Raw genomic sequence first — 20,241 nt, 5'->3', positions numbered from 1 at the left:
TATTCTTGGAAAGATAGCTGGTGTTATTGAAATTTAGCTACAAAATCAATCAACTTTCGGGAAGATATGCTTATTCTCGAATTAAAAAATGGTTTCAAATTTGCGTTATTTAGGGGCTGTGGGTAGAGGGAGCTGCCACTTTTCTAAAATGGCTTGGTATTGACCTGTTTCTTTAAGTGTCGAAAGTGCAATGCTTAACCTCATTGCCGTTTCAGGATTTAAATTCAAGTTTGCAGCTAAATAAAGCTCTGAAGGAAAGTCATCTAAGTGAAGGCTTTTATGAATTTTTTTAGCTTCTACATTTGATAAAACAAGTTCATTTTGCAGGGTGAGTGTATTGGTTAGTACAAAATCGATTCGTTCTTTTTCAAGCATCTGCCACAGCTGATGATAATGACTTACTAACACTAAGTTTTTATCTTCACTAAATCCTGCTTGCTTTAAATAATGTTCGCTGGAATAACCACGTATAGTCGCAACGCGATATTTCTCAGCTTGTTTTAGGCTTTGTACTTCATGGTTTTGACTTTGAGAAGCCAGATCAACTAAATAAGCATCAGAGAAATACGTTTGCCCCAGCCATTTAAATTTAGCTTCACGAGCTGGGTTTTTTAAAAGCGAGATCATTAGTATGTTTGGATTGTTTTCAAGCTCATGAAAAGCCCGAGCCATCGGCATTATTCTAAACTCACCCGCTAGATCTGCCTGCGCTAAAGTAGCTTCAATAACTTCTATAAGTGCGCCATCTGCTTCGCCTTGCTGATTAATAAAGTGGTATGGAGGCAAGTCTTCAGCAATAAAGGTCAAATTATCCGCAGCAGTTGCACAACTGATGCACAGAAGCATGATAGCAATCAGTAATGAGCGAAACGGCATAAATATCCATTATTTATAAATAAACAATTAACATACTAATAAATCTTAATGCAAAGGTATAGGCTTTTAAAAGGCCTGGAATATTTAATTGCTTTTCTTACTGCGTGGTGCGCCCATTAAAATGCCCATGTGGCAAATACAGACCGATAAAAAGGCACTCAAGCCTAGTGCACCACCATAGCCATCCAATAGAGGGACTAAGTATTCAAATAAGATAGAAAATAGTAAAGAAGAAATAGTTAACGTGAAGAATCCAAAGCGCTTTGGTGCGCTCATACCAATAAACGTCCCGCCAAAAAATGCCACAGAGTAAAGCGCTAAATTTACTGGTAATAAGCTCAAAATGCCATAAGCAATAATGCTTGAGGTAGCAGATGCTCGAATGGCATCAAAGCGATTATGATGTGCTATTAGGTAGGTAGATAATGCACCTGCTAAAGCGGTTAGTGCTATAAATATATCCACTATAAGACTCCTTTAGCCATCATAAACAGAGCAACACTGGCAAAGGCAACACTACCAAGGCGACCACCAAAACCTGCAAATAGATTCATAGTTAGCATATAAAGACAGGCACCGATCAAAGAAATAAAACTTAGTTCCCAGTAACTATCAATTAAACTTGATGAGCACATGCCGGCAAAGCTTCCTGCGTAAATAGCTGCATAAGGGTGATTTCCAAAACGAGCCGGGAAAGGAATAAATGTGCCAACTAAACCGGTAACAGCGGCAGATAAAACAAGGGCAACATTGGCTTGGTCATGAAGTAAAAAGCAGGCAAAACAGCCAACAGAAAAGGCCAAAAATTTGACCAAGAAAAATGTAATATGTGCCATTAATTGATGATACACCTCGCTTAAGTAGGTAAACGAGGTGCATTATCTCATTGATGCGTTTAGTCCTGCAACTGCCCTGCGTGGAGTTTTATATCAGTTTGCTTAACGAAGTGAGCTGCTACTTTGCTGTGGTGACCATATAAAGCTACAACCAAAAAGCAAATGAGCGGAACAACAAATGACACAGCAGTGTTAAATGCATCGATAGTTGCGGCTTGGATCAGGGGTAAAAATGCTCCTCCTAAAATCGCCATAACTAAGCCTGCCGCGCCGACCTTTGCATCATCGCCTAACCCCTCAAGTGCCGTCCCGTAAATAGTTGGAAACATCAAAGAGAGACAACTTGAAATAGCAATGAGTGCTATCACACCAGCTAAATTAACTTGGGTTGCAACAACAAAACAAAGTACGGCTGCACCTAAGGCCATAAAACGGAGCAATTTAGCCGCGTTTATAAAGCGCATTAGCCAAGTCATAACGAAGCGTGACACTAAAAACACCAACATAGAATACTGTAAGACTTGGCCGCCCGTAACTTCAGTTGTGTTAAGAGCTTCCATCGTATAGCCGATGGTGTAAGTCCACACACAAGTTTGGGCTCCAACATTAAAAAACTGTGCTAGCACACCAAATCGATAATGCTTATTTTGGTACAAATGTTGAAAGGTTTTTTTAAGCTTTCGAGCTGGTGTTGCCGCTTTTGCTACTGTTGCAGGCGATCGGCTACAAAAGATACATAGCCACAGCAAGATTAAACAACACGCCATACCGACATACGGCACCATTACGGCATTAAGTTCAGCACTCACAACTGTTTTTAATTGCGCCTCACTCATTAGGGCGCGGCCAGCACTATCTGCTTGATTTAAGTTTGGCAAGATTAAAGTAGCCGCCAAAAACACACCTATATTAGTACCCACAGGATTGAAGGCTTGGGCTAGGTTGAGCCTGCGAGTTGCTGTTTGTTCGCATCCAAGCTGCATAACATAAGGATTTGCAGAGGTTTCTAAAATAGACAAACCGCCCGCAAGAATAAACAAGGCTAATAAAAAGTGACTATAGAGCATGGTTTGGCTGGCGGGATAAAACAGTAATGCTCCACATGCGGCCATGGCTAAACCAACTAGCAACCCAGTTTTGTAATTAAACCGTCTGTTAATCATTGCAGCGGGTAAAGCCAAGCAAAAGTAAGCGCCATAATAACTAAATTGCACTAAGGCAGATTGCAGCGCACTCATCGAAAATGTTTTGCTAAAAACTTTAACTAATGGGTCTGTCATATTGGCTGCAGTGCCCCAAGCTGCAAAGCAAATTGTAAGTAGAATAAAAGGCCAAAGCATTTGGCGCGATACAATAGCGGACTGTGTTTGCATAGCTCACCAGTTTAATGTGTTCATATTGTTGTAAGCGACAGTATTCACGACTATAAATAATAAATCAACTAGGTTGATTTATTATTTATAGTGGCAGATAGTATGACAAACAGGTCTAATAGGCCGCTCATGAGACTTTACTATGAAGGATGTTATGAATCGCAGTCTAAACCCAACAGTGAGAAGCTGTAACGAACGTGCCATCTTAAGCTTAATTAGGCAGCATGAAAGTATGCCTAAAGCGCAAATAGCTAAGGCGCTATCTTTATCTGCTCAAGCTGCGATGGTAAATATTAATAAGCTAGAAGAAGACAACTTATTACTGCGAGGAGCACCTTTAAAGGGACGAGTAGGGCAGCCTAGCGTGCCGTTTAGACTCAACCCAGATGGCGCATTTAGTTTTGGTTTGAAAATTGGTCGACGTCGTTTTGACCTTATTTTAGTTGACCTACAAAGTAACCAAAGAGCCAGCATATCAGTTGAAGTGGAAGAGCCCTCTGTCGATGAACTTAAAGCATTTTTAGAAATACATATCCCACAATTAAAAACTCAACTAGAGCCTGAATTAAGGGCGCGTGTGTGTGGTTTAGGGGTCGCTATGCCGTTTGATATTTGGCAATGGCAAGCCGCTTCAGACACTGCAACAAATACCCTTAGTCAGTGGCAAAATTTCGACTTAAAAGGTTACTTAGAAAGTCAGTTTAATTTACCGGTTTATATTAGTAACGATAATAACGCTGCCTGCTGTGCAGAACTAAGCCTTGGTAACCCTAATAACTACAGCGATTTTTTGTATGTTTATTTGGGGGCTTTTTTAGGTGGGGCTGTGGTGATTAACCACCAACTTCTCGAAGGTAAAAGTGGTAATGCCGGTGCTATAGGCTCAATGCTAAACGCTGATCGGGAGCAGTTACTTAGTCAATGTTCATTACTATCATTGCAAAGCGAGTTTGATAAGCAGCAACTTAGCATTTCAGTGTACGAGCTAACTGACAGTCAGTTTACAGAGCATAAACGACTAGTTCAGCCTTGGCTTGAAAAAGCTGCTGAGACTATCAGTATTGCCATGCATAACAGTTTGAGCTTGTTAGATATGCAAGCGGTGATTATTGATTCGCCACTGCCAAGTAAGGCTTTACAACTGCTCAAACAGCTATCTGTTGAAGCATTTACAAAGTTAGATAGTCGGGGGTTGCGCTCGTGTGAAGTGAGTTTAGGTATTTGTGGAGAAAAAGCGCAGTCGATAGGTTCTGCTCAACTCGCGCTTAGTCGTCATTATTTTTAAACAGGAGTGAGCAGCTCACTCCTGTTTAAATTATTACTTCTGATATTGTTTGAACCACGCAAGCGTGTATTCAATTTTCGAAATCATGCGTGATGGACGACCTGCAATACCATGTGGCGAGCCTGGTACACGAATAAGTACGGTATCTACTTTTTGCAGTTTTAGTGCTTGGTAGAATTGCTCTGATTCTGAAATTGGCGTACGGCGGTCTTCTTCACCAGTCATGATCAATGATGGCGTGGTTACGTTACCTACTAATGAAAGCGGCGAACGTTTCCAGTAATGCTCAACATTATCCCATGGCATGCCAGGGAACTGGTTACGAATTTGACCAATGTAGCTGTCAGCTGAAAGAGTTTTACTTAACCAGTTGATCACCGGTTTGGTAATCGCAGCTGCGTTGAAGCGGTTTGTTAAACCAACAGCATAAGCCGTTGCAATACCACCTGCTGAGCCACCAGCAATAAATAAGTTATCTTTGTCGATAAAGCCTTTAGCAATCATCGCATCAACCGCAGAGTTATGATCGGCAAAGTCCTCTTCAGAGCTGTATTTACCGTCTAGCAGTAATGCAAAGTCTTTACCGTAACTTGTTGAACCACGGTAATTAACATACACAACCACGTAACCTTCAGCGGCATAACGTTGTAATTCAGCAGTAAAGCTTGGGCCATAGGCCAGGTGTGGGCCGCCGTGAATTTCAACCATTAATGGATATTGCTTGCTTTCATCAAAATCAGGTGGTGTGATGTACCAACCTTGAATTGCTTGGCCATCGAACTGCGATTTAACATTCAGCTCGTGCACTTTACCAAGCTTTTTATGACCTAACACATCTTCGTTTAATGAAGTGAGCGTTTTCTTTTTACCTTTGTAAAGGTAGCCTAAATCAGCTGGGCGGTATTCACTGCCAGTAGTGTAAGCAATGGCACCATTATTGGCCATGCTGAAACTACCACTGATATACGGACGACCAATTGAAGTGCCCGACACGGTATCAGTTAAATCAGTTACCTTACCGCGGCTGTTTACTTTAGCGAGCTTACGCTTACCAAAATCATCGTACTGAATAACAAAGTCGCCATCGCCTGACCACTTATAATCAGCCACTGAACGGTCTAATTTTTCAGTAATATGCTTGATTGATTTATCATCTAAATCGAGCATAGATAGTGTTGAGTTAATATAAGGCACAGGCGCGTTGTCACGGGCAACAAAGGCAAGTTCATCACCGTCTTTAGCGTAACGAGGCTTAGTTTCACGGCCAGGCAAATCAGTTAGCTGCGTAAGCTCACCTGACTTTACATTAATTTCATAAAGGTCTGACTCAGTTGTGCGGTACTCCCACTCATCATTGCGATCAGCAGAAAAAGCCAGTTTTGTGTTACTTGGATCCCATGCTAGTGGGCCATAATGCTGATAATCACCCGATGTTAACTGACGCGGTGTGCCACCCGAAACCGGAATAACAAAAACGTGACGATATGAAGGCTCTAAAAAGCCAGCGCCATCAGCTTGATAGCGTGCCTTTTCAAAAACTCTAACAGGTTTTGACCACTCGGCACCTTTTGGTTTCTTCGGTAGTTTTACTGATTTAGCGAACGCAGATTTACCTTCAGGAATGCTCATAGTGAAAGCAATTTGCTCAGAGTCATTCGACCAGGTTAAGTTACGTACTGATTTTGGCAGTTGCGTTAATAATGCTTGTTTGTCTTGCGCTAACCAATAAACGTGAAGTTGATTTGAGCCGCTTGAGTTACTGGTAAAAGCAATTTTCTTGCTATCTGGAGACCAAGTAGGTTGGCTATAGTTATGCTCATCAGAGAACAGCGGTGTGTGTTGGCCAGATTTTATATCGTACAGCCAAAAGCTACGCTTGTTGCCATCTTTCATGATGTCGTAGCCGCTGCGCACATAAACGATTTTTTTACCGTCTGGACTTATTTGTGGGTCACCTGCGTATTCAAGTTGAAAAATATCTTCTGAGACAAACTTGTCGTTAGCATATACCTGAGCCGTCGTTGCTGCGCATAGCAAACTTGCTCCAATGAGGATTGTTTTTTTTAATTGCATGGAATGGTCTTTTTTTAGCCGTAAAATTTTATCCTAAAAGCAGAGCATTCTGTGCGCAAGCACATTGAGATAAAGTTGCATTTACCCCAGTTGAATTAACGCAAAGTCTATTTGTGCGTGCTAGTAGCTGATTTTAAAGGCTTAGGAAAACTTAAAATAGTCATCCCAACGCGTATCTAAGCGCTGTTTGGCCTTATCTAAATCAACTGCTGTATAAACGTCATCTTGCTGATTAACCAGCTCAAGCTTTACGAGCTTGTTTAAGGCATCATCAATTTCGAAATCGAGTTGGCAATTGTGTTGTTCGTTGAACCACTGCTCAATTCTCTTATCTAATTGTTCTGCGCTCATTGCTGTGTTGGCTTTTAATAAAAAGGTGTAGGCAAGCAGAGCTTCTTTAACATCCTCTTCTTCAGCTGCGTCGACAAGGGTATGAAAAACACCAGCGTTGTTATCCAAGTTTTTAAAATATAAGTTGTCGGCCAGTGCTTTCATAAAGCGAATTTTACGGTTTTTAAATTTACTCCACTCTTTAAAGATAAAGCTGCCAAACACTCCCATGCCGATTGCAAAGGTTATAAAGTGCTGCTGACTCATGTGCACTTCTTCACTACGCCAACCACCCCAAAAAGCAATCATAGCAATAAGAAGTAGAATTGAGGCGCCTAATTTTGTTACTAAAACTACAGCACCACCAATTAGTGCTGATGAGCCAATAATGAGTTTATCTATAGGGCGCATTTTTACTTCACTATTGGGAAACAGCATTTCTAAATCGGCTTTTGGTACATTCTGGAATAGTTTGACGATAGTTGAGTTTGGCTCAAAGCCTAGCGGCATTTTGCCTTTTTTTAAAAAATACTGCTCGTCTTTAAAGCGGATGAATACGGCAACGCGGTCGTAGTTAGTAAACTGAATTTGCTTTTTCTTAAGCCCCCAGAAGCTTCGCAAAGTCTCGGTTTTTTGCGATTCGCCACGACGGTAAAATACCACTTCAGCAAAATCATCAAACTCAACGGCCAAACGCACTTTAAATAATGACTCTTCATTAAGCGCGTCTTGTAAGTCTTGATTGGTAATGGTTTCAAAGTTGGCAGCATTGAGTACCGTGGCAAAATCTTTTGCAAACGCAGATTGATAGCAGGCACGTTGCTCGTTGGTAATCGGTTTTAGTGTGCGGGTGTCGCTATTTGGGTCAAATGGCGCGTAATTATCTTTTAATGATTCCAACAGTTCGTGATATTGATAATGTGTCACGCTTTGTAGTAATACACAAAACTCTATAAATGACGCTTTCTGCCGTTCGCCCAAGTAGACTTGGCAAAGGTTAATAATGTCGTGTTTTCGAAAAGGAATAAATCGTGTGTTAGTCATTATGCTAGTAAATGTATTAAACAGAATCCGCATAGATGATAAAAAAATGATGCCAGAAATGCGATATTTATCAGAAAATAGCGTAAATGTAGAACTTTTTACTGAGCAAAAGGGGTTGTTTTTAGGCTGAGTTCTTCAGTCAAAATGCTGGTTTTTGAAATTCACAGGCGCTTTGTCATGTACTTTTAAACACGCTTTGCTAATGTTGGTTCAATTGCAGTAAGTTGTCGTGATCTCTTATGAGTAAACAACCCCCAACAATCAAAGTGAAAGCTGAGTTAAGTTCAGTACCGCTAGTTATAAAGCAGTTATTTATCAGCGTGTTTATTATGTCATTACTAATGATTGTGGTGATATACCTCTACCATTTTTATCGATTAGAAAATGATATCTACCTCAATGGCGTATTAACAGATGCGATTAATTTACTGATCCTCATATGTATGTTCGCTTTTGTACAAACATCGGTAGTTGCAAAAAGAAGCTATATATTTTTAAGTATTGGTATTTTTTTGTGGAGTGTTGGGCTGACTTTTGACTTTCTTGATGAGCTAGTGTTCCAACCTATCTGGGTTGGGATTTATATTGAAGATATTAGTCGAACGATTGGTATGTTGGTCACTGGTTTTGGTTTGTTTTTAGTATTGTCAGATTTAGCAAAAACTCGTGAACAGTTAGAGGAAGAGCTTAAAACCGATGTGCTTACTAAGGCTTATAACCGCCGATATTTTTATCACTATGTACAACAGAATCAAGACCGACCATTTAGTATTGTGATTGTAGATATTGATCATTTTAAAGCGATAAATGATGAGTACGGCCATGATGTGGGTGATCAGGTACTGGTTGATTTTGTGCTGCAGTGCCACAAGGCATTAGAGCAAACTATTTTATTTGCACGTATAGGTGGAGAAGAGTTTGCTTTATACGTACCAACTGATGATCGCGTAATATTGAGCCAGACCTGTCAACAACTGCTATGTATGGCAAGTAACGTTTTGGTTACTCCTAGTAAAACGCTCAGCGTAAGTGTGGGGTCAGCAATTAAACGTACTACAGAAACGTTTAGCAATACTATGAAGCGTGCCGATCAGGCGCTTTATTTGGCTAAAAACCAAGGTCGTAGCCGTTATATTCATAATCCGTAAGGTACGGTTAAGGGTTTTTGTTGTAATCTAAAACGCAACAAAAAAATTAAGGATGAATAATGGCGATTGCTAAAAAGCTTAAGCAAAAAACACGGCAGTTTATCGACTCAAAACATATGCTTAAATCGATTACGGTGGCATCATTTTTAGAGTCAACCATAGTGCCAATACCTCTTGAAGCTGTACTTGTTCCGTTAATGCAAGCCCGTCGTGAAAAGCTTTGGTTAATTGCATTAATGGCGACGATTGGCTGTATTGTCGGCGCTATTTTTGGTTATGCCCTCGGTTATTATCTATTTGATGTGGTTGGGGATTGGGTTATTAATACCTTCTCAAACCCAGAGCAATTTGAGCAAGTTAAACAAAAAATGCAAGCACAAGGCTTTTGGTTTGTACTGACGCTCGGCATCGTTCCTATTCCATTTCAAATTGCCATGCTTGCAGCTGGGGCAACCAAATATTCAATTTTTCTATTTTTACTGGCAACGGTCATTGCTCGTTCAATCCGCTACTTTGCCCTTGCCGCGGTTGTGTATTACGCGGGTAATCAGGCTGAGCGAATTATTCAAAAGCACAAAACCAAAGCGTTAGTCGCTATTTCGGTGTTAGTACTGTTACTTTGGTGGCTCAGTACACTCATTTAACAAATAAAAAATACTGATTATGATTATCCTGTCTATACTTTGAATTAAGGAAAGCGCTTAATAAAAACAACAGGATGACCCATGAATACCCTAGTGGCTGCACTACCTATTTTGGTGCTGATCTGGATGATGGTAAAACGCAGCCCCATCGCTTCCTATATTGCCTTACCAATAACGGCGCTACTCGCTGCTTTACTGCAACTGTTTTACTTTCAAGCTGATTTACGGCTATTGCTTGCAAATTCGTTTGCCGGTGTATTGTCTGTCATGACGCCTATTTCGATTATTGCTGGGGCTATTTTACTTAATCGCATGTTGGCAATATCTGGAGCCGAAACCACGATTAAACATTGGCTCGAATCTATTAGCAGTAATCAGGTTGCACAGTTGATGATCATAGGTTGGGCATTTGCATTTATGCTCGAAGGCGCATCGGGGTTTGGTACGCCTGCGGCCATCGCGGCGCCTATTTTGGTCGGGCTTGGTTTCTCGCCTTTTAAAGTGATTGTTTTTACTTTGATTCTAAACTCGATTCCCGTGTCTTTTGGGGCTGTTGGCACGCCTACTTGGTTTGGTTTCTCGGCGCTACAATTAGATGATGAACAAGTGCTGGCTATCTCAAAATGGACGGCGCTTTGTCATGTTATTGCTGCTTTGGTAATTCCTATGATTGCGCTGTGTCTTGTTTTACCATTAAAAAAGGTGCGTCAAAATAGCGTATTCATTTATTTAAGTGTGTTTTCATGTGTCTTACCCTATTGGTTGTTTGCCCAGTGGAACTATGAATTTCCATCGTTGATAGGTGGTGCAGTGGGGCTATTGCTCACTATCTTTTTAGCGAATAAGGGAGTGGGGTTAGATAACTCAGCTGTAAATATACAAAGCATGAAAGGCAAGGTTGAGCTCACACCAAAAGCGCTGTTTTTAGCTTTATTCCCGTTATTACTGTTAATTGTTGTGCTGGTCATAACCCGTATTCATCAGCTAGGCATTAAAGCATTGCTTAACGACGAAACACTCTGGATGAGCATGCATTTGGGCTTCGCTCAATTTGAATTAAGTAAAGCCCTAATCCTTTCATTACAGGAAATATTTGGTACGTCAGTGGGGTGGTCGTATAAAACCTTATTTGTACCGGCCTTAATCCCGTTTGTATTGGTTGTGCTGATCTGTGTACCGTTACTTAAAATGAGCAAGCTACAAGTTAAACAGATGTGCACCGATACCTTAGGGCGTATTGCTCTGCCATGTATTGCCTTAATTGGGGCGCTGGTGATGGTTAATGTTTTAATGCAAGGTGGCCATAATGCGCCCATATTTTATATGGCGAGCACCTTTGCTAATGTAAGTGGTGAACATTGGGTATTATTTGCCTCATATTTGGGGGCGCTCGGGACTTTCTTTTCGGGCTCGGCAACGGTGTCTAATCTTACCTTTGGCGGTATTCAATATGGCATAGCAGAGCAAGTGGGCTTATCAGAAACTTTAGTGCTTGCGTTGCAATCAACGGGTGCAGCGATGGGGAACATGATCTGCATTAGCAATATTATTGCTGTAGCCAGTATTGTTGGAGTTAATAATCAAGAAGGGCCAGTGCTTAAGAAAACCTTTTTGCCTATGCTAATTTACGGTGCAATAGTAGGGGGCTTTAGTTATCTATTTTACTGATTAAACATGTTCAGATAAAAAAGGTGCCCAGATAAACCGAGCACCTTTACGGAGTAATTTATTGAATGGCTTTTTTTACTTCGCGCCAGTCAATAATCTTAAAATTTTGCGGTGCCTGTGGCATACGGTTGTAACCATCTTGCACAATTAGCACCCCTTCAGGGTAGCCTGGTAGCGCAGCCGGTGTCACCGTTAGGCCATCGGTTTCTGATACGCCATCGATTGCTAACTCTAGGTTATTGCTGATTGCAAATTTACCTGCAAACTCAAGGCTAGGGGGATTGCCATCGATAATTGTATAAAGCACATAGCTGTAATCACCTTGGCTAGAAACCACTAAATAACGGGCATCTTTAGCGTGGTAGATTTCCATGCCTTCTACATCATCCACCAGCATATCGTTCACGGTTTGTAGCATTACAGGTTTATTTTTTGCTGTAGGCTCAGCACCAATAAACCAAATACCTTCGTCTTCTTCACCTAAAAATAGCTGTGCGGTTTTATCATCTGCACTGCAACCTTCAGGTTGGCTCGGAACACTAAATTCGCGCACTAGTTGTGCTGATACGCTCTCATTATTACCAGTTAGTTTGTATTGCTGAAACAGGCCTGACTTATCATTCATAAACACATAGTTGCCTGTGTTTGATGAGTACATACACATACCGTAAATTTCTTTTAGAGTCGTTGGCAGCTCTGCAAGATGTTGCACCTGATTGTGAGTATCGACGCTGTAAACACTGATGCTGTTATGAGTACGGTTACTGCCAGCAATCCAGGTATTCGTTGCGTTGTTGATACTTGCATGTTGGCGCACATCAACATTATTTAAACGGCCCGTTTCTAGCGCTTGTAGCTCTTTGCCTGCAAGGTCATACACCATTAAACCACGACGTTTATCGGTGCCTAAAATCAGGCTTTTTGCTGCATTATTAGGGTTTACCCAAATTGCAGGGTCATCGGCGGCATCACCAAAAGCACGTACTGCATCGGTTTGCGCTTGTGCATTGATGTAAGTAACAGCGGCTGGTTTAGCGCTATTATGTTGTTTAGCCTGCCCATCTATTTGACCTTTTACATAATGACCAGATTCATCATCGTATAACACGATGTCAGCTTGATTATTATTAAAGCGCACTGCGGCAGATTCAATTGCCAGTTCTCCAGCAAATTGCCAGCTGCTAAAACGTTTAGTTTTACTTTCGTAGCGATGTAATTGGTTATCTTCAGAAGTGGTGAACCATAAGCTGCCATCATCTGATGTGCTTAAACCGCCAACTTCAGGCGCTAAGCTGCCAAATGGCGACATCATAGCAATGGGCTTTTTATCAGCCCGAGATTCGGCATCTGCGTTAATTTGCCAAATGCCTAGCTCACCTTCACTTAGGTAAAGGGTTTTGCTGTTATCATCAACCGCGCAGCCTGATGTTTCACTTACACCGGCAAACTCGCGTAATTCAAGGTTTAATGCGTGTTTGTTTGCAATATCAAACACTAAAGTCTCGCGGATAAGGCCGCGGGCATCAGCCACAAATGCCGACACAGCTTGAGTTGTCGGGTTAGCAAATAAGCACACAGCCTCAGGTTTTGCTTTAGGTGGGCTGATACGGCTAATTTCGGTTAACTGCCATTTTGGTGCTTTTTGTAAGCTAAAAATCACTGCTTGGTCAGCTTCGTTATCGATGCTGGCAACAAGGTAACTATTTTTGTTGATTGCTTTAACAGAGAGCGCTTCGAAATTACCTTTTTGTAATGCGTGCTGTTTACCTGTGGCATCAATTAGTTGTAAGCCTTGGCTTTGTGAGCTCAATAACCAAGCGTCATCAGCAAGGGCTGCTGCTTGTGAGCCTTGCATATTTTCAGTTGTGCCAAAGGCTGTTAATTGGTTTTTACTTGGCGCCTCGGTCGCTGTTGTTTGGCTACAGGCTGCTAGGGTGCTTAGCATCACTGCACTGGCTACAAGGTTAAGTGGTTTTGTAAAATTCATGGGATCCCCAAATATAAAACAAGGCAGCAATGAGCTGCCTTAATAACTCTTTTGTGTATTAAAATGCGTAGCGCAGCATTAACTGAATAACCGGGCCTGCTTCTTCAGACTCCAGTTCATACTCGTCAAAGTCGCGGTTGATTTGGTCATCAACGGTGTCGAACTTGTTAAAGGTTTCGTCTTTACTTGCATCTAGTAGGTTTGAACCTACTAAACGAAGCGTGACGTCTTGCCAGCGTTTTTCTACGAATACTTCAAGGTCTGCGCCGTAGTGTGTGGTTACTTCTTCACCTACGATGCGGCCATAAGCATCACCTTGTTTACGGTAAGTTGCACCGAATGAAGCGCCTAAATCAGGCAGGTCTTGAATAAAACCAACGTTAAATACGTAGTCAGATTGGTCGTTGAATTTACGGCTACCAAAGGTGTCATCTACTTCTGAATCGAGCCATGAGTAGTTAAAGAATACTCCTGTGTTTGGCATGCTAATAGCGCTTAACGGGGTTGATAAATCAAGCTCGATACCTTGAACATTGCCATCACCGGTGTTACGAGGTTGCAAAATATAAGTACCATCACCTTCTGACCCTTGCTGGCCTGTATTGGCAATTTCGATAAGGTCAGTAACATCACGGTAGAACACATTGATACCCACGACGCCGCTTTTACCTAAGCGATACTCATAACCTAAGTCCATACCCCACGATGATTCTGGTTGTAGGTCTGGGTTACCTAAAAAGTCGTTATCGCCTAGTTCTTTTTCAAGTAGAGCGGGGGTGATGTAGTCAAAATCAGGGCGACGTAAGCTACGCGCTACAGAGGCACTCACACGGCCGTTTTCTGAGACGTTGTAGCGTAAGTGTGCCGATGGCAAGAAAAAGTCATAATCGTTTTTAGCGCTCAAACCTTCTGCTTTGTCAGTAATGGTTGAGTCGGTTGTTTCATAGCGTACACCCAATTCCCACGAGAAGTCTTGGTCTTCGTGCTTAACTAATGCAAATACGTCTAGGCGGTCTTCTTCGAGTTTATTTACACCACCAGCGGCTGCTTCAAACTCGTTGTTAAAGCCTGCCAGTGACAGTGGTGTTTTGCTGAACTGATCCCAGCTTGTAAAGCTTTGTTCGCTTTCATCTTCGGCTTGATAGACGGCGGTATCTCGCTCTTTACCTTGTACAAAGGCACCGAATTGAATCGTTTTGTTCTCGCCTGCAAATAGGCTATGTTGCCATTGTAATGACCATTCTTTGTCATCAAGGTCTACGGTTTCTTCTTCTTCCTCAAACACCATAGGCAGCTCAGAAGTATCGATTTCTACTTCTTGCTCGTAAACAGACTCTTCAAAGCTTGCAAAACCAAGCTTGAATTTACTGGTGCCACCAAAGAGCGGTAACTCATAACCTGAGTTGATGTTGTAGTTGGTTTGGTCGATGAAAGATACATTGGCGTTGTCTGTTTCAAGATTACCGCCTTCAACAATCGAGTTATTGATTGCTGTTGGGTCATCATATTCGAATGAGCGCTCATCTTCAGTTCGATCGGTATCAACCCAAATTGCGCTGATATCGAACTTGCTGCCATCATCAAAGGCTATTTCGTAGCTGGCATTTAGCGAAGTATCGTCACCGTCACGAGTATCTGATTGATCTTCGCGGTTATCGAATTCTTCAGTTTTGTAATTGGCGTTATTCTCAGGGCTGTCGCCATAGCGTAAGCTTGATTTCTGTTTTGGGTTATAACGACCTTGTAAGTTAGCGCCAAGTAACAAACGGCCACCAGCAAACTCAGTGCCGTAAACACCGGCAAAGCTTTCTTTTAATTCGCCATCGTCATAACGCAGGCCACCCGCACGAAGGTAACCACCATCTAGGCTGTAACCGTCACGCAATACAATGTTTAGAGTACCGGCAATGGCATCTGCAGAGCGGTTTGCACTTGAAGCACGAATAATTTCAACACGCTCAATTAGCTCAGCAGGAATACGGTCAACAAAAAATGAGCGGTCAGCACCTGCACCAGGTACTTCTTCACCATTAATAAGGACCTTGGTGTAAGCGGGGCTTAAGCCGCGCATACGCGCGCCATCAGACTCTAAAACATCTGATAAAAACGTCACACTGGGTACACGTTTTAATGCATCACCGGCAGTAAGAGGTTCAAAGCGCTGAAAGTATTCTTGTGAGTATTCAAGCGTCGGTGCCAGCTCTTGTGAGCGGTTGCGATAACCGATTTCGCCATATACAACAAGCTCTTCAGAGACTTTTACTTTTTTCTCTTCGCTGCTTTGCTCATCTTGTGCGTAAGCGGCAAATTGACATAAGGCGAGGGCGCTAACTAACGCCTTCGTTTTAAATTGTTTCATGGGGTTGCTCCTGGTTGTCCTTGGTTTGACGAGCAAAGTACGCAGCTTAAATGACGCAAATGTGACAGAAAATCGCTAACAGGTAGTAAAAACAAGTGATTAGAGGGTTTTAAAAACACTTTTGAGCTGCAATAACCCTATCTTTTTAAGGTAAATACAGTGCTTAAGGGGTTTAATAAGGTTTGACTGTCGTTTTGCTGTCACATCATTGAGCTAATATGACCCTGCTGCTTAAAACGCTAACGGGTTAGCATGGCAGCGTGAATTATTGTTAGGTATCTAAAATGCGATTTAACCCTTTTACTCATCATCGATTTTTAACCAATGCAGTCATTGCTCTGTTTGTGATTGCGTTTTTGCTAAGCGCGCAAGCAGGAGAATTAAAGCCTCTTGCGGATATAGCTTGGTTAGATATTTTAGGCGAAGGTGGCATTGTACTGATGACACTCACTTGGATAGCTGCACTGCTTATTTCAAGGCCGCCTGGGAAAGTAACAAGCTTTTTAGTGCTTGGGCTTGGGCTTTTTATGTTTTCAGCTTCCCTCGATTTATTTGATGAGTGGTTACATCAACCCACCAATACATGGCTCACATGGATAGAATCATTGCCTGCGCCGATTGGCATGATTTTCACAAGCCTTGGCTTGTATCAATGGCACCAAGAACAATACGTACTTAACAGGCAGTTAAAGCGCCGTGAAGCACAGCATCGCGAGCATGAATTAGTGTGCTCAATCACCGGACTTTATAAGGCTGATTATTTACAAGCGGTATTAAAAGAGCAGTTGAATGAACCACAACCGTTGCAATTGGCCGCCATTGATATTCGCGGTTTTGCTGATTTTAATGCTGAATTTGGCTTTATCGAAGGCGACCGCTTACTAGGTGAAGTGAGCGAGCTTTTATTGATGAATTGCCGTCTTACCGATGTAGTGTGCCGTTACGCGGGAGACTGCTTTATGGTGCTGATGCCAAATACCAGCGCAGTACAAGCGAAAGAACTGCTGGCGCAAATTACCTCGGCGCTGAACCATTGTGCATTTAAGGTCGAAGGCGAAAAACACGCTAAGTTTCAAGATGTAACAGCGGCCTTAGTAGGCAGTGTTCAAGGCGATACGCCACAAAGTTTAAGCTCGCGTTTACACGCTAAGTTACAACAACAAAAACAACAAAGAGTCAGCCATTGTGAAGCCGTATCTTAATCAAGATGACAAATACCTCACCGCACAGGGACTGATCACCACGCTGGTGGAGCTGGCCTTAAGCCGCGGCATTGCACTGCATAAGTTACTCAGAGGCACAGGGGTGTTTGAGCAAGACTTAATGAGTGTGCAGCATCAGTTTAGTATCTCGCAGCAAGTGCGCTTATTAACGCAGTTTAAGCAATTGATGAAATCAGCCGACAGCGGCTTTTTATTAGGCAGTCAACTAGCAAACGATACCTCTGTTGCCGCCCAAGGCGTGTTACATGCAGAGCATATTGGGCAAGCTTTAAAGCAGTTACACAATTTGCGCATGCAACTGGCACCTTTGTTATTTAGTTATAGTTATGTACATAACGAGCAGTATTACATTGTGCTGCAAAACGCAGTAGGTTTGGATGATGAAATAAGCCAGTATGTTATGGAGATTTACAGCGCCGCTTTTTATCAAATCCTTAAAAAAGTGGCGGGTGAGCGGGTACCTTGTCAGTTCGAATTTGCCTACAAACGAGCCAGACATAGCCAAGAATACGAACAACATTTAGGCCTTAAAGTCGCCTTTGAAAAGCCAATAACTCGTTGGATTTTGAATAAACAAGCGCTTAGGCTTACTAATCCGGCGTTTAGTAGCTTTAGGTTTTCACAAATTAACTCGCAACTAGCGGCATTAAGTTCTGCCAACAGCACTTTTGTGGAAGCAGTAAGCCGGTTAATTTATCAAAATCCGGCCTTAAATTTAGAACAAGTAGCCAGCCAATTTGCCATGAGCCCCGCAACTTTCAAGCGTAAACTAAAAGCTCATGGCGTGCGTTTTTCTACTTTGTATGATGAGCAAAGTAAGCGTAAAGCGATTTACCTGCTTGCCATGCGTGAGCAGTGCAATGAGCAAGTCGCCATGCGCTTATCATTTTATGATATTGCTAATTTCAGACGAGCGTTTAAGCGCTGGACTGGGCTTACGCCAAGTCAATTAAAGGGGTAATTATTTTTTATTCTCTACTTAGGGAGAAAAGGTTTTATGTACATCTTTATTACGGATGAAGTGTAGATAAAAATATATCAATTCCTAGGCAGTTATTTTTCTCAAGCTGCGTTAGACTATTGTTATTGATGTAATTAACCGAGGTCTCAAATGATTGAGTATCCTGTTGACCAACTTCCCCAGTTAATTGATGACTTGCTTCAGTGTGACACCACAACGCGCAAAAATAAGTTACTTGCTGATGCTAAAGAAAAGCTTTCTACCGAGCATTTATCGTTATTGTTTGAAGCGTTACCCAAAGAGCAGCGCTTAGAAATTTGGCAATTACTTGATGAAGATACCCAGCATGAAATCTTCATTAACTTAGGGGGGGATAGTTGCCGCTGGTTATTGCAAAGTCTAGAAGAAGCCGCTGGCTTTAAGCTACTTGACGAAGTCAGTGTAGAAGAGCTACTTGAACTTGAAGAAATTATTCCTGAGCGCTTTGTTGATTATGCACGCAGACAACTTGATGAAGTTCAAACAAAGCAGTACGACCTTGCACAGCAATATAATCCAGAGCAGTTAGGTCACTGGCTCGATTTTGATGCGCTAAAAGTGTCAGAAAAACTCACCGTGGCTGGCGCGCGTAAAATTTTTCAAAAAGGTTTACCGCAGTATACCGAGGTGATTTATCTAGTCAGCCGTAAGGGCACTCTCATTGGTGAAGTGGCAATTAATGCGTTATTTAAAGCCAATGATAGCGACAGCTTGCTGGATTACGCGAACCTTGATGTGTCGGCATTGCATGCTGATGACGACCTATACGAAGCGGCTGAAGTGGTTATTCATAGTGAACAAATGGCGATGCCAGTTGTGAATGCCGACAACAAACTATTAGGCCGATTGTCAGTGTCATCAGCTTATGAATTGCGTCAAGAAGTCACCGACGAAGCCGCTGCAAAAGCCGGTGGTCTACGTGAAGACGAGGATCTGTTCTCAAGCGTCACTAAGTCGGCAAAAAACCGCGGTATTTGGCTTGGTATTAACCTAGCAACGGCATTTTTAGCCTCTTGGTTTATCGGTTTGTTTGGTGCAACTATCGAACAAGTGGTTGCTCTTGCGGTATTAATGCCGGTTGTCGCTTCAATGGGTGGTATTGCAGGTAGTCAGACGTTAACGGTGATTGTGCGCGGTTTAGCACTTGGTCAGGTTACCGACTCCAACCGTAGAGCACTGCTGAAAAAAGAGCTAAGAGTAGGGGCGTTAAATGGCTGTGTTTGGGCCTTTGTAATTGGTGTTCTCACTTATTTCTGGTTCAACGATGGCATGTTAAGTGTAACCATTACTATCGCTATCTTACTTAACTTAGTTGCTGCTTCGTTATCAGGAGTAGTGATCCCATCGATTTTAGATAAGCTTAAAATCGATCCAGCCCTTTCTGGCTCTGTGATCCTTACCACAGTCACCGACATCGTCGGCTTTGTCACCTTCCTAGGTTTAGGTAGCTTGCTACTTCTTTAAGGGATCGGATGCTGGCTAAAATACTGTTTAGCCAGCTCAACAAATGTTTTAACTCGATTTGACAGCGCATACCTATGTGGATAAACCGCAGCAATCGTTAATGGTTTTAAAGTGTGCTCTGCTAACACTTCAACTAATTGACCTGATTTTATAAACGGGGCTACTGAATAACGGGGTGCTTGAATTATCCCATCACCGGCCGCCGCTGCTTCATTTAAAAATCGACCATTATTTGAGGTCATTGCCCAATTAAACTTGCGGCAAACATGCTGGCCATCTACCCAAAATATCCATTGTTCATTACGAATATGATGGTTGAAAAACAGTAATCTATGCTCAGATAAGGCTGCTATATCTTTTGGAACGCCATGGTTTTTTAAATATGCAGGGCTTGCCCACAAAGATAATGATGAGTGGCAAACAGTTTGCGCTATGTGGCTGGCATCTGGTAATGAAGGGGCAATTCTAAATGCTAAGTCAATTTGGCTATCAAATAAATCAACAGGCGTATTAGACAGTACAATATCTAATTTCACACCGGGAAAAGCGCACTGATATTGACTGACTAAAGGTGCTAAATATTGACAGCCAAATTCTATACTAGTTGAAATAGCAAGCTTGCCGCTAGGCACTTGGCTAAGCGCACTAAGCTCTTCATCAACTTCATTAAATTTATTAAGTAAAGGCTTCATTTGCAGTACATAACTCTGGCCTGCATCGGTTAAACACACTTTGCGGGTGTTCCGCTTTAACAGCAAGCAGCCTAAGTTTTGCTCTAACTGTTTTACATAGCGGCTAACCATGGTGGTAGAGAGCTGCATTTGCTTAGCAGCTTGAGTAAAGCTCTGATATTCAGCGACTAAGCACAAGGCTCTGACGGCTTCTAGTTTGTTCATTGTTATTATTTTTAAACTATAAGTTTATACACTAT

Annotated in this window: 16 protein-coding genes; 7 read left to right on the top strand and 9 right to left on the bottom strand. The window is 42.1% G+C overall.

The features are described 5' to 3' along the window. Window positions 1-105: 105 nt before the first annotated feature. The 4 genes from QUE86_RS03030 to fucP form a co-directional block, all read right to left on the bottom strand. Window positions 106-876: a substrate-binding periplasmic protein gene (locus QUE86_RS03030; protein ID WP_130050924.1), complete on the bottom strand. Its 771-nt coding sequence runs from the start codon at window positions 874-876 to the stop codon at window positions 106-108. Between the two features lie 84 nt (window positions 877-960). Then, on the bottom strand, window positions 961-1,341 hold the full coding sequence (locus QUE86_RS03025) for a hypothetical protein (RefSeq protein WP_256854644.1): 381 nt from the start codon (window positions 1,339-1,341) through the stop codon (window positions 961-963). Continuing rightward, a complete protein-coding gene (locus QUE86_RS03020; RefSeq protein ID WP_175580399.1) occupies window positions 1,341-1,712 on the bottom strand; it encodes a hypothetical protein in 372 nt (123 codons plus the stop codon). Before QUE86_RS03020 ends, QUE86_RS03025 begins: the two co-directional genes overlap by 1 nt. Before the next feature lie 59 nt (window positions 1,713-1,771). Further along, complete coding sequence (fucP, locus tag QUE86_RS03015; protein ID WP_286259126.1) at window positions 1,772-3,085, bottom strand: L-fucose:H+ symporter permease; 1,314 nt, start codon at window positions 3,083-3,085, stop codon at window positions 1,772-1,774. 154 nt (window positions 3,086-3,239) lie between these two features. Here fucP and QUE86_RS03010 point away from each other — a divergent pair, with 154 nt between their 5' ends. Beyond that, window positions 3,240-4,370, top strand: a complete 1,131-nt coding sequence (locus QUE86_RS03010) for an ROK family transcriptional regulator (protein WP_286259123.1) — start codon at window positions 3,240-3,242, stop codon at window positions 4,368-4,370. 33 nt (window positions 4,371-4,403) lie between these two features. Here the strand turns inward: QUE86_RS03010 and QUE86_RS03005 are convergent, their stop codons facing one another. Together QUE86_RS03005 and QUE86_RS03000 are read right to left on the bottom strand one after the other, a co-directional pair. Then, complete coding sequence (locus tag QUE86_RS03005) at window positions 4,404-6,443, bottom strand: S9 family peptidase (RefSeq protein ID WP_167658026.1); 2,040 nt, start codon at window positions 6,441-6,443, stop codon at window positions 4,404-4,406. A gap of 141 nt (window positions 6,444-6,584) precedes the next feature. Then, complete coding sequence (locus QUE86_RS03000; RefSeq protein ID WP_286259120.1) at window positions 6,585-7,817, bottom strand: TMEM143 family protein; 1,233 nt, start codon at window positions 7,815-7,817, stop codon at window positions 6,585-6,587. A gap of 239 nt (window positions 7,818-8,056) precedes the next feature. Here QUE86_RS03000 and QUE86_RS02995 point away from each other — a divergent pair, with 239 nt between their 5' ends. The 3 genes from QUE86_RS02995 (at window position 8,057) to QUE86_RS02985 (ending at window position 11,277) form a co-directional block, all read left to right on the top strand. Further along, entirely contained in the window at window positions 8,057-8,965 is a 909-nt protein-coding gene (locus tag QUE86_RS02995; RefSeq protein WP_130050930.1) for a GGDEF domain-containing protein, read from the top strand. Between the two features lie 59 nt (window positions 8,966-9,024). Continuing rightward, window positions 9,025-9,609 (top strand): YqaA family protein, encoded by a 585-nt coding sequence (locus tag QUE86_RS02990; protein ID WP_130050931.1) that lies wholly within the window; start codon window positions 9,025-9,027, stop codon window positions 9,607-9,609. 81 nt (window positions 9,610-9,690) lie between these two features. Then, entirely contained in the window at window positions 9,691-11,277 is a 1,587-nt protein-coding gene (locus QUE86_RS02985; RefSeq protein WP_286259117.1) for an L-lactate permease, read from the top strand. Window positions 11,278-11,335: 58 nt separating this feature from the next. Here the strand turns inward: QUE86_RS02985 and QUE86_RS02980 are convergent, their stop codons facing one another. Beyond that, a complete protein-coding gene (locus QUE86_RS02980; protein ID WP_286259112.1) occupies window positions 11,336-13,264 on the bottom strand; it encodes a phytase in 1,929 nt (642 codons plus the stop codon). 58 nt (window positions 13,265-13,322) lie between these two features. Beyond that, window positions 13,323-15,623 (bottom strand): TonB-dependent receptor plug domain-containing protein, encoded by a 2,301-nt coding sequence (locus tag QUE86_RS02975; protein ID WP_286259110.1) that lies wholly within the window; start codon window positions 15,621-15,623, stop codon window positions 13,323-13,325. Window positions 15,624-15,907: 284 nt separating this feature from the next. Here QUE86_RS02975 and QUE86_RS02970 point away from each other — a divergent pair, with 284 nt between their 5' ends. From QUE86_RS02970 to QUE86_RS02960, 3 genes are all read left to right on the top strand, one after another. Next, window positions 15,908-16,825 carry a GGDEF domain-containing protein gene (locus QUE86_RS02970; protein ID WP_130050935.1) on the top strand — a complete coding sequence of 306 codons (918 nt, stop codon included), beginning with the start codon at window positions 15,908-15,910 and terminating at the stop codon, window positions 16,823-16,825. Then, window positions 16,809-17,807: a helix-turn-helix transcriptional regulator gene (locus QUE86_RS02965; protein ID WP_130050936.1), complete on the top strand. Its 999-nt coding sequence runs from the start codon at window positions 16,809-16,811 to the stop codon at window positions 17,805-17,807. The genes QUE86_RS02970 and QUE86_RS02965 overlap by 17 nt, the downstream gene beginning before the upstream one ends. Before the next feature lie 150 nt (window positions 17,808-17,957). Further along, window positions 17,958-19,310, top strand: coding sequence for a magnesium transporter (locus QUE86_RS02960; protein ID WP_167658019.1), 1,353 nt, complete (start codon window positions 17,958-17,960; stop codon window positions 19,308-19,310). Here QUE86_RS02960 and QUE86_RS02955 read toward each other — a convergent pair. Then, the gene (locus QUE86_RS02955) at window positions 19,307-20,206 is read right to left on the bottom strand and encodes a LysR family transcriptional regulator (protein ID WP_130050938.1); all 900 of its coding nucleotides are present in this window, start codon (window positions 20,204-20,206) and stop codon (window positions 19,307-19,309) included. The two genes, QUE86_RS02960 and QUE86_RS02955, sit on opposite strands and share 4 nt — an antisense overlap. Between the last annotated feature and the right edge of the window lie 35 nt (window positions 20,207-20,241).

The sequence above is a fragment of the Pseudoalteromonas apostichopi genome (genome assembly GCF_030297135.1).
In the GTDB taxonomy this organism is placed as follows: domain Bacteria; phylum Pseudomonadota; class Gammaproteobacteria; order Enterobacterales; family Alteromonadaceae; genus Pseudoalteromonas; species Pseudoalteromonas apostichopi.
This window is presented reverse-complemented; position numbering and strand designations above follow the sequence as displayed.